This is a genomic window from Verrucomicrobiota bacterium (assembly GCA_039192515.1).
Taxonomy (GTDB): domain Bacteria; phylum Verrucomicrobiota; class Verrucomicrobiia; order Methylacidiphilales; family JBCCWR01; genus JBCCWR01.
On the sequence record JBCCXA010000022.1, the window covers coordinates 33,356 to 48,775 of the forward strand.

Sequence of the window (15,420 nt, forward strand, 5' to 3'; positions counted from 1 at the left end):
GTAGTTATTTTTTTAACTTCCTGGAGATATGCTTTGCGTCTAACTGTATTACTATGAGTGACAAACCCTTTGTAATCGATCTTGCTAAACTAGTCATTTGTGCGGCTTGGGCAGATGAAAAATTATCTCATGAAGAAATGAACGCCCTTAAAGATCTTCTCTTTAACCTCGACTACATTTCCGGAGAAGATTGGGCGATCCTCAATATGTATTTAGAATCTCCAGTGACTGAAGAGGAAACAAATGTCATCCTTCAGCGAGTATTGGATGCTATCAGAACCCCAGAAGATAAAACTTATGCCGTAGAAATGCTGGAACATCTCTTCCAAAGCGACGGCGAAATTTCTGCTGAAGAAACTGCTTTTTTGGAAAAAATTAAGGGAGATATCTCGGAAGTAAAAACAGGGCTTTTTGCCGGGCTTAGCAAAGCGCTCACGACTGCAGTTGGCAAACGTAGAGACTCTGTCCAAGCATCCTGCCTTCGCGAAAATGATTCAACTGACTACATAGAAAATACTGTTTTTTATGATTTAAAGCGCAGGCAAGCAGCTACCGGTCTAAGCATCAATAAATCTGAAGATGAATTACGCAAAATCTGTTTTGCTACCGGACTGCTGGCCCACATCGCTTACCTTGACGAAGATATTTCCCAAGAAGAGCAACAAGCCATGAAAGAGGTCTTGGCTGAAGATTGGAACCTCGCCAAAGAAGAAGCTGATATATTAGTGCATCTTACCACTGAGCGCGCTAATAAGGGCTTGGACTATTTTCGTCTTTCCCATGGTTACTTTGAATGCACCAGCATCGATGAAAGAAAAAAGTTTCTGGTCACTCTCTTCCGTATAGCTAATGCTACGAACCATACAGACAATGAGGAAATAGAAGAAATTCGCGCGATTGGCACAAGCCTGAAGATTGCCCACAAAGATTTTATTAACGCCAAGCTTACCATTTCCCGGGAAGACCGTGGAGGGCTGTAGGTGCAGCTCCGGTAACGACAAGTCATGGTTTTAAAAAAGCGTTTTCTCGTTCGCCGGAAATATCCTTTATTAAGATAGGAGGTAAATCTCTTTGCATTTATCCTACTTACTGACAAGATGATATGTTCAAAATGTTAAGATTTTTGCCCATGAAAAACTGTTATCTCTTTTTTTTCTTAGTGTTAATAAGCACTTTGCCTTTTATTAACTGTTCTCCTAACAAAGACCAAAAATCTCTAAATACCTCTCTCCCACCTATTGAAGACCAAGCCATTCCCGTTGAGGATGGCGGCGAAATTGATCCTATCGCAAGCGATCAGGCTGTCAGAGGAGGTGTCTTCAATACCTGGGGAGGTGGTTACCCAAAATCTATTAACCAATGGCTGGACTACAACCAGTTTTCAAGCCAACTGTCTTCCCTCATGTTCGAGCCACTCATAGGGATGCACAGCACTGAGAACAGACCCGTAGGAGTTCTCGCTAGTTCATGGGAAATATCTGAGGATAAAACGACGTACACTTTTAAAATTCATGCTGAGGCCAAATGGAGTGATGGAACCGATATCACCGCTCAAGATATTCAGTTCTACTATGATATCATCATGGACCCCAAACACCTCACTTCCCTATTCCGGGTATCCCTCAGTAAACTGGACCGCCCAGAGATACTTGATAAAAAAACTCTTCGAGTTCGAGCGAATGAAGTGCACTGGAGAAATTTTTGGACTGCAGGAGGACTCACTGCTTTTCCTAAACATGCTTGGAAGGACCTTGATTTCAATTCTATTCATTTTGAGTTTCCTGTGGTTTCGGGTCCCTACCAAATTCATGAGGTAAAAACCAACCGCTCCATCAGTCTAAAAAGGCGCGGAGACTGGTGGGGACGCACCTTGAAATTCAATCAACACAAATACAACTTTGACTACCTTGTGTTTAAGTCCTTAGAAGATCGAACCAAGGCATTAGAAGTTCTAAAAAAAGGTGATTTCGACCTTTACCCCATCTACACTGCGCGGATTTGGGAACGGCAAACCAATTTTCCACAAGTGCAGAAAAACTGGGTGGTTCGTCAAACCATCTATAATCAAGAACCCAAGAGTTTTCAAGGATTTGCCATCAATCTTCGCAAGAAGAAGTTTCAGGACAAACAAGTCCGTCTTGCCCTTGGCCACCTTCTTAATCGTGAATTGATGCTAGAGAAACTCATGTTTGGTCAGTATTTCTTGCTCAATAATTACTTTCCTGACCTTTATCCCAACAACACCAATCCAAACCACCCTCTAATTCAATACTCTCCAGAAAAAGCCCGTAAATTGCTCGGTCAAGCCGGGTGGAAAATTAATGACCAAGGCTTACTTGAAAAAGATGGAGAAATTTTTAGTCTGAAATTTCTATACCATGGAACACCACTCCCTCACCTGACCATCTTCCTAGAAGATTTAAAGAAGGTTGGTTTGCAAGCGGAGTTGGATGTTGTTTCCTTAGCTAGTTTTCGCAAACGCATGGATAATCATGAATTCGACTTAGCTTGGACAAATTGGAGTGCCAGCCGCTTACGCGACCCCGAAAGCATGTGGCATTCTAAAACGGCCGATGATATTGCCACTCAAAACATACCAGGTATAGAAAATGAAGAAATTGATCAATTAATCGAAAAACAAAAATCTATCATGGATATTGATCAACGAAACGAAATCATTAAGGAAATCGATTTGGAACTTATAGACACAATACCTTACATTCTATTATGGCAATCAGATCGCCACAAACTTCTATACTGGAATCGCTTTGGAACCCCCAAGACTATCTTGGACAAATTTAATCGAGAAGACTCGGCTCTCGTCTACTGGTGGTTTGACCAAGACAAAGCAGATGCCCTACTCAAAGCTCAACAATCAAATTCGGCCTTACCAGCGGTAGCCTCTGAGATTCATTATTCCCACTAAGCTTGAATGACTTCCTATTTAATCAAGAGGTTCTTACTTATTGCTCCAACCCTGCTAGGGATATCTATACTCTGTTTTATTTTAATACAGTTTGTGCCTGGGGGGCCAGTAGAGGAAATGATTGCTAAAGTACAAGCTACTGCCGGAATGCAGGGCGGAAATGCAGAGGCTATTTCACAAGCAGAAATTGAAAACATCAAAAAATACTTCGGTTTTGATAAACCCGCACACGTTCGTTATTTCACCTGGCTAACAAATCTTTTCCAGGGTGATTGGGGAAACTCGCATGTTTATCACAAGCCTGTCCTGGAAGTCATCATCAGTAAAATGCCTATCTCTCTATTCTTTGGAGTCACCTCATTTATCCTGGCTTACTCCATATCTATTCCACTTGGGGTCATCAAAACACTAAAAAATAATACGAAGTTTGACATCATCTCCTCTATAGTCATATTCGCTGGTTATGTTATACCGGGCTTTGCTTTGGGGATCTTGCTCATCGTCTTTTTGGGGGGCGGCAGCTACTTAGATTGGTTTCCTATATCAGGTATCGTTTCCGACCATCATGAAAGCCTAACGCCCTGGGGAAAAGTCATCGACTTTCTCCATCATATGTGCCTGCCACTTACCTGTTACATGATAAGCCAGTTTGCCTTTCTAACCATGTTAACGAAAAACAGCCTACTTGAAGAAAAAAGTAAAGACTACATGCGAACTGCTATAGCTAAGGGACTGTCCGCTGATACGGTCATCTGGAAGCACGGCTTAAGAAATGCCATGATACCATTAGCCACGGGCATGGGTGAAATTTTTACGGTTATGTTCGCTGGCTCCTTACTCATCGAAAGAGTCTTTGATATCGATGGCATGGGACTTCTCTTTTATAACTCAATAGTAGGTCGCGACTACAATGTCGTATTAGGACTTATTCTTTTAATTAGCCTATTTACCATGCTAGGCCGTCTCTTCTCTGATGTGCTCTATGTCATCATAGATCCAAGAATTAGGTTACAGTAACAAACCAGAACATGTTTTCTTCATTAACTAAACGCCAGTTCAAAAGATTCCGCTCTATCAAGCGTGCTTGGTATTCATTAATCATTCTCAGCGCGTTATTTGTGTTATCACTTTTTAGTGAGCAAATCGCCAACGATAAGCCTCTGTTATTGGGCTACGATGGCAAAATTTTTTTTCCAACACTGAAGTTCTATACGGATAAAGATCTAGGAGGCCTTTACAAAACAGAAGCTGACTACAAGAAATTAGAGGGAGAAGCCCACTTTAAAAATAATGGAGGATGGATGATTTTCCCCATCGTACAATTTGATCCCTATAGCTCAGACTGGGATGAATCAGGAGCCCCTCCTCATGCTCCCTCTCTTAGACACCCTCTGGGAACAGACCACGCTGCTAGGGATGTATTTGCGAGGGTTCTTTATGGCTTCCGCACTAGCATGTTCTTTTCTCTTACCCTTAGCATATTTAGCACCATCATAGGCTTTATCATTGGTGCTATTCAGGGTTACACGGGAAGACATGTCGATATGACGATGCAACGACTCATTGAAATGTGGTCCGCGCTACCTTTTCTTTACGTGGTCATCTTGATGGGTTCCATTTATGGACAATCCTTTGGCGTGCTGTTATTTGTCTTCTGCCTTTTTCGTTGGATTGGGACATCCTACTATATACGTGCGGAGTTCCTTCGCCTTAAAAATCTAACCTTTGTCCAAGCCTCTCGTGCCATAGGTGGGGGGCATATTCGAGTCATTTTTCGCCAGATTATGCCTAACTCTCTGAACCCCATTATCACTCTTTTCCCCTTTGATATTATCATTGGGATCAGTTCACTCACAGCTTTAGACTTCCTGGGTTTCGGTCTTGCACCACCTGCTCCTTCATGGGGAGAACTCCTTCAACAGGGACTAGCGAATCTTTACGCCCCTTGGGTTGCAATTTCATCAGTAAGCGCTTTATTTATTACCTTGTTACTCGCTAGTTTTATTGGTGAAGGAGCACGTGCTGCTTTTGACACAAAAGCCGAGGAATGATCATGCCCAAGACGTTACTTAAAGTAGATGATTTAAAAATAGATTTTCACAACGGTAATGAAACCACCCAAGCCGTGAAAGGCATTTCTTTCACTCTGGAGGAAGAAAAAGTGCTAGCCGTGGTTGGTGAAAGTGGCAGTGGAAAAAGTGTAACGGCTATGGCAATTACCAGGCTACTTCCTCCCGAGCCTCAATGCCAAGTGGACGGAGATATCATATTTCGTGAATTAGATGTTCTTTCTGCCAGCAACAAGCAGTTGCAAAATATTCGAGGTAAGGAAATTGCCTATATTTTTCAGGAACCTGGAGCATCTTTAAATCCCGTTTTCACTGTAGGATCACAAATTAGCGAAGTCATTAAATTACACCGACCCGAAGTGAACGATATTCACGCTGAGGTTGTTCGCGTGCTAGACCTAGTGGGAATTCGAGACGCTGAAAAACGAATCAAGTCCTACCCTCATGAATTAAGTGGTGGAATGCAACAGCGTGTTATGATCGCCATGGCACTGGCCTGTCACCCCAAAATTCTCATTGCAGATGAACCTACGACTGCACTAGACGTTACTATCCAAAAACAGATTATTGACCTGCTCAAAGAGCTGCAAAAAAAACTAAATATGTCCATTCTTCTCATCACACATAATTTTGGAATCATCAAAAATTTTGCCGATGAAGTCATTGTGATGTTTAGAGGAAAGATTGTAGAATCTGGAGCGACGCACGATGTTTTAAACCATCCACAACACCCATACACTAAGGCGCTCATCGATTGTATCCCTCGCATGAATGACAAACGCCAACGGCTCACAACCATTGATCATAATGAACTAGACAGGCTTAACACTGAATAGAAAAAGGTACATATATATGAAACTGCTCAGCGTTAAAAATCTCAAAGTCTACTTCCCAGTTCGTAAAGGACTCTTTTCTGGCCCACCACAATTTATTAAAGCGGTTGATGACGTATCTTTCGACATTGAAAAAGGTCATTGTGTAGGGCTCGTTGGTGAGAGTGGAAGTGGGAAATCCACCATTGGAAAATCAATTATTAAGCTCGTTCAAGCTACTGAGGGAGAAATTCATTATGAAGGTCATGAAATCCAGAATTTGAATAAAAAAGATTTTTTACCCTATCGAAAAAAAATTCAAATGATTTTTCAGGATCCTTACAACTCTCTTAACCCTCGCATGACCATCGAGTCGATTGTTGGTGAAGCATTGGACATTCACTTCCCAGAGATGACATCCTCTGAAAAAAGGGAACGTATTGTGGAGCTGATCAAACAAGTTGGTCTCTTACCAGAACACATTCGTCGCTATCCTCACGAGTTCAGTGGGGGTCAACGACAGCGTATAGGCATCGCTAGAGCCTTGGCAGTAAAACCCGATTTTATCCTCTGCGATGAACCGGTAAGCGCATTGGATGTTTCGGTTCAGGCACAGATCATTAATTTATTACATGATCTAAAAGACGACCTAAATCTCACCTATCTTTTTATCTCTCATGACCTTGCTGTCGTGCAGCACCTTTGTGATCATGTCTTAGTCATGAATCAAGGTCAACTCGTTGAGCAAGGAGACCCTCAAACATTATACCAATCACCTAAAGATCCCTACACCATTAAGCTTCTAGAAGCCGTGCCCAATTTATAGCATGTCACTTCGCTTTGCGTTACTAAATTGGGTAAAATCAACCCTACTCCACTCAAAACATCATTACCCTATCACTACTTGGCTTTTCATACGAGGGCTCGCTCTCATTTATCTCTTAGCTATCTCTTCGATGTGGTTACAAATTGATGGACTCATAGGATCTGATGGCATTTTGCCCGCTCATTTATTCTTCGACCGTGTATGGCAAGCTCTTGACTTGGAGGGTCTTTGGTTCTACCCCAGCCTTCTGTGGATCTCATGCCATGATTCTTCACTTCATCTACTTTGCCTGATGGGAACCGTGCTCGCCCTTCTGGCCTTCATTGGTTTTGCTGAGGGCTATATTTTCGCAGTATTATGGGCTATTTATCTGTCCCTAACAATTGCGGGCCAAACTTTCTGGGGCTTCCAATGGGATAATCTATTGTTAGAAACAGGTATCGTTGCACTTTTTATTTGTCATTGGCATGCAAAACCCTCAAAGGTAGTCAACCATCCTTACCATCTCGGAGGTATTTGGCTGCTGCGCTGCCTACTTTTCAAGCTCATGTTTTTATCCGGTGTCGTCAAGTTGGCTAGTCAGGATGAAGTTTGGTGGAACCTTACTGCACTGGAATACCACTTCTTCACCCAGCCGCTTCCACCCTTTACCGCCTGGTATATGCATCATGCACCAACGTTTTTATTAAAAGTCTCTACCTTTATCATGTTCATCATTGAGCTAGTCCTTCCTTTTTTGATTTTTGCACCTAGAAAATGGCGGCTCATTCCCTTTGGGAGTTTTGTTCTGCTCATGCTTCTCATCACTGTTACAGGCAATTATGGCTTCTTCAATTACCTGACAGCACTGCTCTGCATAAGCCTTTTGGATGATTCTATGCTCCCTCGAAAAATAAGGCAGACCTTGGGAACCCTTGATGCAAAGGCTTCTTTCTATACCGTCTGTGAGCCTAAACCAAAGATATGGAATCATACCTTAACCGCATTTGCTTGCCTGTTATTCCTGTTTAACCTTATTGTCTTTGCCAATGCCTCTCCTTGGAGAAATCCATTAGCCTCTGGCTTTCAAGACATACTGAGACCTCTAAGCGGCTTTCGTTCTATTAATAACTATGGCTTGTTTGCCAATATGACAGAGAAGCGGCCAGAAATTATTATAGAGGGTAGCCATGATGGCAATACCTGGAAGGCTTATGAATTTTACTGGAAACCTGGTAAGCCAGATAAATTACCTGCCTTCATCGCTCCCTACCATCCTAGATTAGATTGGCAGATGTGGTTTGCTGCTCTAGGCAATTTGGATCACAACCCTTGGCTTACCAATCTAATGATTCGTATGCTACAAAATAAGGAGCAGGCAGAGAGACTTCTCAAATACAATCCTTTTCCTGAAGCGCCCCCCCAATTCATTCGAGCTCAACTCTATCATTATGAATTTACTTCTCCTGAGGAGAAAATAGAGCAGGGAGATTGGTGGAAACGTAAACATCTTGGAGCCTATTCACCTACAATCACCCAACAGTTCATAAAACGATGAGAATCAAGCTTGGGCTCAATCAAGACTGAGAAATCTCTTTACTGCATCACGATCTTGTGGAAGCAGGCGTTCGTCATTTTCCAGAATATGCATCACAACATTCGAGTCTTTTGTCATCATGGTGCTCAGAGAGGTTTGAAGTAAGTCCACGCGGTAGCTTTCATCGCTTACTTCGAGCGCAATATTATAGACACCTTCCAAATCCGAATGCATAAGCTCCCGCGCCACTAAACGTAAGCCCGCATCCTTTAGCTCTGGTTGAGTAAGATCCTGAAGTTGTTCGTAAAGTTGTTCGGGACCCTGTTCCGCTAAGGGTTGCATTAACCCGGCAGCACCCTCTTTACGCACCACCCCCTGAGGAAGCGTTTCCAACCACTTGGCGCCTTCGGTCAAGCGATCGCCTTCCCAAGCCCGACCAATTCGGTGAGCAGCGGTCATGGCTGCAGGTGACTCTAACATTTGAGGTTCTTTTTTTGAGAGTATCTCAAACTGTTCTCTAGCTAGATCAAAATCCTGTTGAGCCGCTACGGCAATAGTCTCACCCAAGGCAGCCGCTATCTCGTTACCGCTTCCAGAGTCTTGCACCCAAGCTATAGCTTCAGACGGATTGCTTTGGGCCCAGGCCTGACCTACATAAGAAATGGCATGATGACGCACCTCTTTTTCCAATTTTGTGACATTCTTGGCAGCCTCTTCAGGAGCTACTTCCGCCCATCGACTCAAAGCAAAATAACGAGCCGATTCGGCAATATTGGAGTGCTTTAGCTCATTGGCCCAAGTTAACGCTTCTTTAGGCTCGTACAGCGTAAACATCTCAGCTAATCCTTGGATAGACCCCGCATAGCGATCGCTAACTTGTAAATCAGCCATTTTTTTAGCACCTACTGATGGATCCACTTTAGCGATTTCAATAAACCAGTTTGTTTTTTGCATCTCTCTGGCTCGTTCTGGAAGCGATTCAATAAAAGCCAAGGTGCCTTGAGGGTCGCGAAATATTTCCCTCTGAATGAACGCTTCAGTTACGTCGGCCCCAGCATTTTGCAAATCGTAGCGCTCTAACATCTGTTGGATAACTTCAGGTGAAAGGGAGAGTTGCTCAATCATTGCGCCAGCTATACTCTCACGTAGTGCGGCATTACCAGCATCGTCAATCAGTTCAAAGAGATTCGCGGGGTCTTCCATGACTTGTTGTTTAATGAGAGCACGGAGACCCTCGCGCTTCTCGGTAAAACCAGTCATGGCCTTAACTCTTTGCATGGCCTGCCCGTAATTCACACGGGAGAGATCCGCCAAGGCCCGTGTGTACATGATAGCCCGTAAACCCGGTGAGGGTTCATTTTCTAACCATCTCAATACCGCGAGTGGATCATCATTACCCCAACGATCTGTAACCGCTAACCGGGCATTTTCCTGCATGGCCCGAGAGGGAATAAGAGCTGACAGTTTTAGCGCTTCCATAGGAGACTCTGCGGCGATTTTCGTTAGGGCTTTTTGGATGGAGAGACTATCAGCCCACGTATGATGTCTTTGAGCAAAGGCAAAAGCTTCCCTTGGTTGCGCACTCGCTAACGCTGCAAATAAATTGCGCAGCATCGCCTTTTGTCGTCCCTTATCTTTCAAGTTTAGAATCTGGCTCTCAATTTGATCCGTCCCCAATTGGCCGAGGATAACTTCGAAGGCAGCATTGCGAAGACGCGACCCACGGATGGCTGGCGTCTCATTCAGGAAAAAGTCTAGAGCCTGTCTTGGGTTATCTTTGGCCCACTTCAGTAATGCCTGAGCTTCCATGCTATTTAAGCGATTTGCCACTAAAGCGCGATGCATCGCCTGTTTGGCTTCTTCACCATTAGTAATGCTCGTTTGACTTTTAAATGGTGAAAGCCTGCCATAAAGCAGATCCGCTGAACTCGAACTGCGCGAGTAGGAAGTGCTAGGCATTAAGCTTATTTTCGGAAGAGATTCTTCTGTGGTTCCCTGCTGTATCAAATAACCGAATCCTGTTCCGAGTAACAACGCACTCAGGGGATATAAAATCGTATAAAACTTAAGCGTATCGTTGGTATGGCTCATAGCAGTTATCTATTGATATTTCTGAGAGAGATCCATGATCACGGAAATCTCATCAGGTTTGATGTTTGAGACATTAGCCAGAGCCTTATCTGCTTGCGTATCATTAATATCCAAGGCGTAAGCATAAGCATACGCTAATGTATCTAAGCGCTGTTCCGAGTCGGTAATTCCTGCGGCAACTTCAAAAGCCGAGAGCGGATTACCTCGAGCCATTTCCCGAGCTGCTGAAACCCTTACCGTAGTGGCCACAGATGGATCCATCTCCTGTAGCTTGGAGATAAGCCGCTGGGGGTCCTGCACAGCCCACTGTGCTGATGCCTGCCTCAGCGCCGCCTGCCGCATCTCTTCACTCTCATGCTGCTGCGACCAACTAATCGCTTCCTCAGGTGAAGGTAAGGTTCCAGCAATTTCCGTAGCTAATCCAATGTATTGATTCACATTCCCTCCAGCCTCCTCATGACGCGATACAATTCTCGTAAAATGCTCTGCGGCCTCGTTAGCATCTAGCTGAGCTAAGGTGGCAATACCTTTTCTATAAAAACGACTGCTGCCTTCACCTTCCAATTGACTCGCCCACTCGACATAGTCGCGTGGATCTTGATAGACCCAGACATCCGTCACCACTTCCAATGCTTGCCTGCTTGTTTCCGGAGAAGTTTCTTCTAAAGCAGCTTCGTAGGCAGCCTCAAAATCATTCTTGGCCCATATTTGATAGGCTTGGTTGATAGAACTTTGAATCAAATCCGGTGAATGAAGCGTGCGCGCATAATCCAGCGCAGCCTGAGGATTCTCAATGGCCATACTATTGATGACACTGCCTATAGCTGAAGCAAGTTTGTTGTCTGCTACCTGAGTGTCGATATAGTTTCGTGCCAGCTCAGGATCCACCACCGCCAGTTGAGACAGAATCCCCGGTAAAGCGGCTTGTTGCATTTCTTCGGGAAAACCTTCTAACCAATTAATTGTTGCTTGAGGATCTTCAACTGCCATGATATGAGCTACTCGGTTGATAATCGCCATCTTCTCCTGAGGATTGCTTGTGGACGCAATAAGCTTTGTCGTTCTTTCAACATCGTACCTGGCCAAATGTTGTACCCCTATTGAATGAAGCATTTTGCGCGTCTGCTCATTATCCACGCTATCAATAAATGAGAAAAAGGCATCGGGATCATCATCTACCCAGGATGAGGCTACCCCGGCAAGATATTGACGCCGCCGAGTCATATGTTTTTCACTTAACGCTAATTCTGCCGCCCGTTTGGGATTGTCCAGAGCTAAGGTACGCAAAGCTTCTTGAGTCAGCGAATAAGATATAGAGGGATCTGCAAACAGATTGGTAATCGATTGGAGATCGGGAACTCCTGACTCTATGAGATGAGGTAAAAGCGCCTTAGCCGCCTCCATTCGCGTAGCCAATGGGCCAAGCTCGTCTATAAGCTTGATTGCTTCTTGCGCATTCTGATGAGCCAGTCTGTTGAAAATGTTGGCCACTGCCGATAGGTTATCATAATGCTTCGTATGATTGAGGTAATCCAAAGCATAACTGGGATCCACCTGGGAAAGTGCATTGAGCAAAGCATGACGGCCTTGTTCTGCCTGCAGTGGAGGTAATTGTTCGATCCCCGCAACAAGCGCTCCAACTTCAGAAGGATCTTTTTCTAGCATAGCCCTGAAAATGCTGGTTCTAAATTCCGTGGAGGCCTCGTTGAGAGGTAAGGAAGATAAAGCCGTTTGTTTGGCTGCTTCCGGAGACTCGGTTAATAGTAATGTGGCAGCTTCTTGGATTTGCCACAAACCGCTATCAAAAGACCAGGCTTGCAGTTGCTGCAGCGTTGGAGGATCCGCCGTTTTTTTTGCATCAGCTACTGTTTTTGTTGGTGGCCTATCTCCATTATAGGTTCCTAATCCATCAGGAGATTGAGCAGGTTTTACTGAAGGTGTTTTTTGACTCATCTTTAAGGGGAGGGCCAAGTAGCCCAACCCCACACCTAAAATAAAACATCCTATTACAAGACTAACCGTTTCTTTATTCATAAACACTTTGTGAAGTTCAATGGCACAGATGGTATAGACGTATACCTACATAATTCATCTCATCTCCTTCAGCTATACAGTTTTAATCCTCATGATATGAACATGAATAAATTGCGATTTACTTTCAAATTAGATTTGAAGAGGTTACGGCTATTTTCCTTAGAAAATACTACAAATTTTCTACAAATGATCCTGCTCTTGAACTTTTACACCAATCCTTTGACTCTTCATCTGACACTACCCCCTTAATCATTCCTTGACTTGATAGGAGAACCCGGTAATCAAGGGATTCTCTGCCCCCACCCCTTACACCACTTCTCATAATCATTCAAAGTCACATAGTGGTTTGCTTTTTTGGATATGACGAAATTAGGACTTTAAGTTTAAAATAGTAAAAGATTCTTCTAAAGATACTTTTGCCACCAGCTTTCAAGGCGAGTCCAATCTGCGTCATGATACAAGGATTCATAACTTGTAGACGTCCCCACTAGCTTCGCACCTATTGCGGCTGGACCTCCTATATCATATACAAAAATTGCTACTTCATTAGAGTAATTTTTATCAAATTGATATTTTACACTTCTCTGTACAACAATGATATCCGTATTACCTAAGAAAATTTCGACAGAATCGATGCTGTCCACCTCATTACGGCCACCCCGCCAAATTCCCGGTAAATCAAAGATAAGATAATCCGGACCAACATTACCTGGCACCTTTGAAGAATATCCCAATCCAAGTTTTTTAAATTGATCGCCAACTTGAAGGTTTGAAGCTGTAGGGGATCTTCTATTCGGTGGCAACCCTTCCTTTACTTTATAGAGCCGAGCGTCAGAGGAGCGACTCGTAACAATCCTCTCCACGCTATAGGTTCGTCCATTTTCAACAAACGAATTTGTTTCATAATAAAACTTTGAAGTACCTATCCATCTTCTCGCCACTTTAACTGCCGAACCATCTCTCTCATTAGCACCATAACCAATTTTCCAAGTTTTACTTGCAGCAAAGGCTATTGCATTGGTGTTAGTGTACGTTTCGGAGTCCCATATAATCGCTTGAAGCGGGCTCGTAAATAACATCGCAGTATGCGCAATGACTGCTAATGCCAGAATTTTTTTCATTTTTCGTTTCTCCTTTAGTTAATTTTTGCACTCCACATTATTCATAAGTTTGAATGAACACATTGACAAGATATGCATAAACCTGAATTCAATAATCTCTAAAAGTTTTCCTCGCCTTAAACGGGGGCAGTGTAGGCATTACATGTCATTATAATCAATGGAATCTCATTTGTAGTCTCTTTCAGTAGTTCATATACCATCATTATCTCGTGGTGGGATTTATTCAATGATTTCAGGTAATTATTGCACAAGTAGTCTTATAACATCTTCATTAGACTAGAACTATCAAATTTTATGAATAAGTTTTGAATCTTTTTCATATACTGGGATCCGTCATCGAATCTGGATTATGCGTTCACAGTTATTAATATAAGCTTCAGTAATAGTAAAAGCTGAGCTCTACGTTTATTAAAGAGGTAGATTAAGCCTTTTCAGTAATACAAAATCTCACAACGACAACTTTTCAATTTTGATGACAAATCGGTTATGATTTCTTTGTTAAATTTTTGTATGCAGGATAAGCAAGTCTGGAATTTTGGGGACTAGTTTATGCTATCAGTTGATCCATAAGTTGGCGCAATTCATTTTGAGTTTCTGGATCATGTGCAAAAGCTGGGTGATTTTTGACCTTACCGTTAGATATAAATACACCTGTCTCATGCTTTTGTATAGCAGCTTGGATACCCTCAAGCAGTGTTTTTGCTTGTGTTTGTGGGTCTTTGAACAAAAAAGGAACAAGAGGCTTCAAGAACCATGGCATGCCCTGATTATTGCTTGTCATTTTCGTTTTAGTAGGCCCGGGATCAACCGCATAAATATAGATATGATCAGCAGAAAGTTCTTCTTTTAAAAAACAAGCCATGACATTCAGTGCGGCTTTGGTTTTTGCATAAGCATCCAAAAGGCCGCCAATCTTTTCTGGATTTACCAGCTGGTCGACATTGAGCGTTTTTACAGAATCGATGGCACTGGATGAAAAATTAGCAATAAAAGCAGGGTTTTCTTGGCTTGCACTCGCTTTGAGTTGTGGTTTGAAAGCTTGAAGGATCATGTAAGGCGCCAGTGTATTCAAAGCGAAATGACTTTCAATTTCTTGAGCACTCATGATGCGTTTGTCAGTCAGTAAGCCAGCTACATTATAGATGGCTGCGATTTGTGGATGGGCGTCAGCGATTTCCTGCGATACTTGGCGAATGTCATGAAGGTCCATCAAATTAACTTGAAAACTATCAAATGTCTGACTAGCAAATTCGGAATTTAAGGATGCTATTTGTTGTTTGCTCTGTTCACTATTTCTATTTAGTAGAACAAGATTCCAACCATCCTGGGCTAAAATTTTAGCAATTTCAGTTCCTAATCCACCAGTTGTTCCTGTTAGTAATGCTTTTTTTATCATGACGTTATTCTTTTGTGAGGTTTTTGTAGTTTACGATCTAATTGATGTAGTAGTGTATCTTCCTCCATTGATAGAGAGCGTATACGACAATCAAGATATGTATTCCCATACCAAATAAAAGCCCAAATACGTGGTCATTTAAAAAGATCTCGGAATGAGAAAATGTTTGCAGAAGTGTATAGCCAGTAAGAGGAAGAAAAAATAGGACAGAGGTTAATAAACCCGGATTATAACTTCGCGATTTCAGGGAAATGGCAATATGCGAAATTGCATTAATGAGGGTAAGATAAACCATTCCAAGCCCAAATCCTAAAGATTGGAAAAGGCATAGCAAGATCAAGACGAAGAATAGAACCCATACGCCGAAGACATTGATAAAAAATATGGCTTTCTGGCCAAGAACATTCTCGCAAAAAGCTTTATCTAAAAATCTCTTAAAGCGATCGCCATCATGTTCTTCATACTGATGCCACATATAGGCAGGCAAATGAAGACAGAATAATATTTCTGCTAATGATAAACGATTTGAGTACGCGGCTAGAGGAGCCAGAAATAAAAATGAACAAATAAAACCTCCATAAACCCAATTTGCGCATAATCGATCTATTGGCGCATGGTGCTTCATCTTA

The 15,420-nt window shown here is 42.7% G+C and carries 12 protein-coding genes; 7 read left to right on the forward strand and 5 right to left on the reverse strand.

What is annotated here, in order from left to right; all coding sequences use genetic code 11:
- Positions 1-53: 53 nt before the first annotated feature.
- The 7 genes from AAGA18_10750 to AAGA18_10780 all read left to right on the forward strand — a co-directional run bounded on the left by AAGA18_10750 (position 54) and on the right by AAGA18_10780 (position 8,170).
- Positions 54-980 carry a TerB family tellurite resistance protein gene (locus AAGA18_10750; protein ID MEM9445816.1) on the forward strand — a complete coding sequence of 309 codons (927 nt, stop codon included), beginning with the start codon at positions 54-56 and terminating at the stop codon, positions 978-980.
- 149 nt (positions 981-1,129) lie between these two features.
- Positions 1,130-2,926, forward strand: coding sequence for an extracellular solute-binding protein (locus AAGA18_10755; protein MEM9445817.1), 1,797 nt, complete (start codon positions 1,130-1,132; stop codon positions 2,924-2,926).
- Positions 2,927-2,932: 6 nt separating this feature from the next.
- A complete protein-coding gene (locus AAGA18_10760; protein ID MEM9445818.1) occupies positions 2,933-3,943 on the forward strand; it encodes an ABC transporter permease subunit in 1,011 nt (336 codons plus the stop codon).
- 11 nt (positions 3,944-3,954) lie between these two features.
- Positions 3,955-4,977, forward strand: a complete 1,023-nt coding sequence (locus AAGA18_10765; protein MEM9445819.1) for an ABC transporter permease — start codon at positions 3,955-3,957, stop codon at positions 4,975-4,977.
- A gap of 2 nt (positions 4,978-4,979) precedes the next feature.
- A complete protein-coding gene (locus tag AAGA18_10770; protein ID MEM9445820.1) occupies positions 4,980-5,831 on the forward strand; it encodes an ABC transporter ATP-binding protein in 852 nt (283 codons plus the stop codon).
- A 16-nt stretch (positions 5,832-5,847) separates the two neighbouring features.
- Positions 5,848-6,633 carry an ATP-binding cassette domain-containing protein gene (locus AAGA18_10775; GenBank protein MEM9445821.1) on the forward strand — a complete coding sequence of 262 codons (786 nt, stop codon included), beginning with the start codon at positions 5,848-5,850 and terminating at the stop codon, positions 6,631-6,633.
- Position 6,634: 1 nt separating this feature from the next.
- Positions 6,635-8,170, forward strand: a complete 1,536-nt coding sequence (locus AAGA18_10780) for a lipase maturation factor family protein (protein MEM9445822.1) — start codon at positions 6,635-6,637, stop codon at positions 8,168-8,170.
- A 15-nt stretch (positions 8,171-8,185) separates the two neighbouring features.
- Here AAGA18_10780 and AAGA18_10785 read toward each other — a convergent pair whose 3' ends face one another.
- The 5 genes from AAGA18_10785 to AAGA18_10805 form a co-directional block, all read right to left on the reverse strand.
- Positions 8,186-10,240, reverse strand: a complete 2,055-nt coding sequence (locus AAGA18_10785) for a hypothetical protein (GenBank protein ID MEM9445823.1) — start codon at positions 10,238-10,240, stop codon at positions 8,186-8,188.
- 9 nt (positions 10,241-10,249) lie between these two features.
- On the reverse strand, positions 10,250-12,274 hold the full coding sequence (locus tag AAGA18_10790) for a hypothetical protein (GenBank protein ID MEM9445824.1): 2,025 nt from the start codon (positions 12,272-12,274) through the stop codon (positions 10,250-10,252).
- A 404-nt stretch (positions 12,275-12,678) separates the two neighbouring features.
- The gene (locus AAGA18_10795) at positions 12,679-13,395 is read right to left on the reverse strand and encodes a hypothetical protein (protein MEM9445825.1); all 717 of its coding nucleotides are present in this window, start codon (positions 13,393-13,395) and stop codon (positions 12,679-12,681) included.
- Between the two features lie 547 nt (positions 13,396-13,942).
- On the reverse strand, positions 13,943-14,791 hold the full coding sequence (locus AAGA18_10800; GenBank protein MEM9445826.1) for an SDR family NAD(P)-dependent oxidoreductase: 849 nt from the start codon (positions 14,789-14,791) through the stop codon (positions 13,943-13,945).
- 37 nt (positions 14,792-14,828) lie between these two features.
- Positions 14,829-15,416 carry an HXXEE domain-containing protein gene (locus AAGA18_10805; protein MEM9445827.1) on the reverse strand — a complete coding sequence of 196 codons (588 nt, stop codon included), beginning with the start codon at positions 15,414-15,416 and terminating at the stop codon, positions 14,829-14,831.
- Positions 15,417-15,420: the final 4 nt, after the last annotated feature.

Coding starts and splice junctions, on each gene's coding strand:
- AAGA18_10800 (MEM9445826.1), bottom strand. CDS start 14,791: ATGATAAAAAAAGCATTACTAACAGGAACAACTGGTGGATTAGGAACT.
- AAGA18_10785 (MEM9445823.1), bottom strand. CDS start 10,240: ATGAGCCATACCAACGATACGCTTAAGTTTTATACGATTTTATATCCC.
- AAGA18_10775 (MEM9445821.1), top strand. CDS start 5,848: ATGAAACTGCTCAGCGTTAAAAATCTCAAAGTCTACTTCCCAGTTCGT.
- AAGA18_10795 (MEM9445825.1), bottom strand. CDS start 13,395: ATGAAAAAAATTCTGGCATTAGCAGTCATTGCGCATACTGCGATGTTA.
- AAGA18_10770 (MEM9445820.1), top strand. CDS start 4,980: ATGCCCAAGACGTTACTTAAAGTAGATGATTTAAAAATAGATTTTCAC.
- AAGA18_10780 (MEM9445822.1), top strand. CDS start 6,635: ATGTCACTTCGCTTTGCGTTACTAAATTGGGTAAAATCAACCCTACTC.
- AAGA18_10765 (MEM9445819.1), top strand. CDS start 3,955: ATGTTTTCTTCATTAACTAAACGCCAGTTCAAAAGATTCCGCTCTATC.
- AAGA18_10755 (MEM9445817.1), top strand. CDS start 1,130: ATGAAAAACTGTTATCTCTTTTTTTTCTTAGTGTTAATAAGCACTTTG.
- AAGA18_10790 (MEM9445824.1), bottom strand. CDS start 12,274: ATGAATAAAGAAACGGTTAGTCTTGTAATAGGATGTTTTATTTTAGGT.
- AAGA18_10805 (MEM9445827.1), bottom strand. CDS start 15,416: ATGAAGCACCATGCGCCAATAGATCGATTATGCGCAAATTGGGTTTAT.
- AAGA18_10760 (MEM9445818.1), top strand. CDS start 2,933: ATGACTTCCTATTTAATCAAGAGGTTCTTACTTATTGCTCCAACCCTG.
- AAGA18_10750 (MEM9445816.1), top strand. CDS start 54: ATGAGTGACAAACCCTTTGTAATCGATCTTGCTAAACTAGTCATTTGT.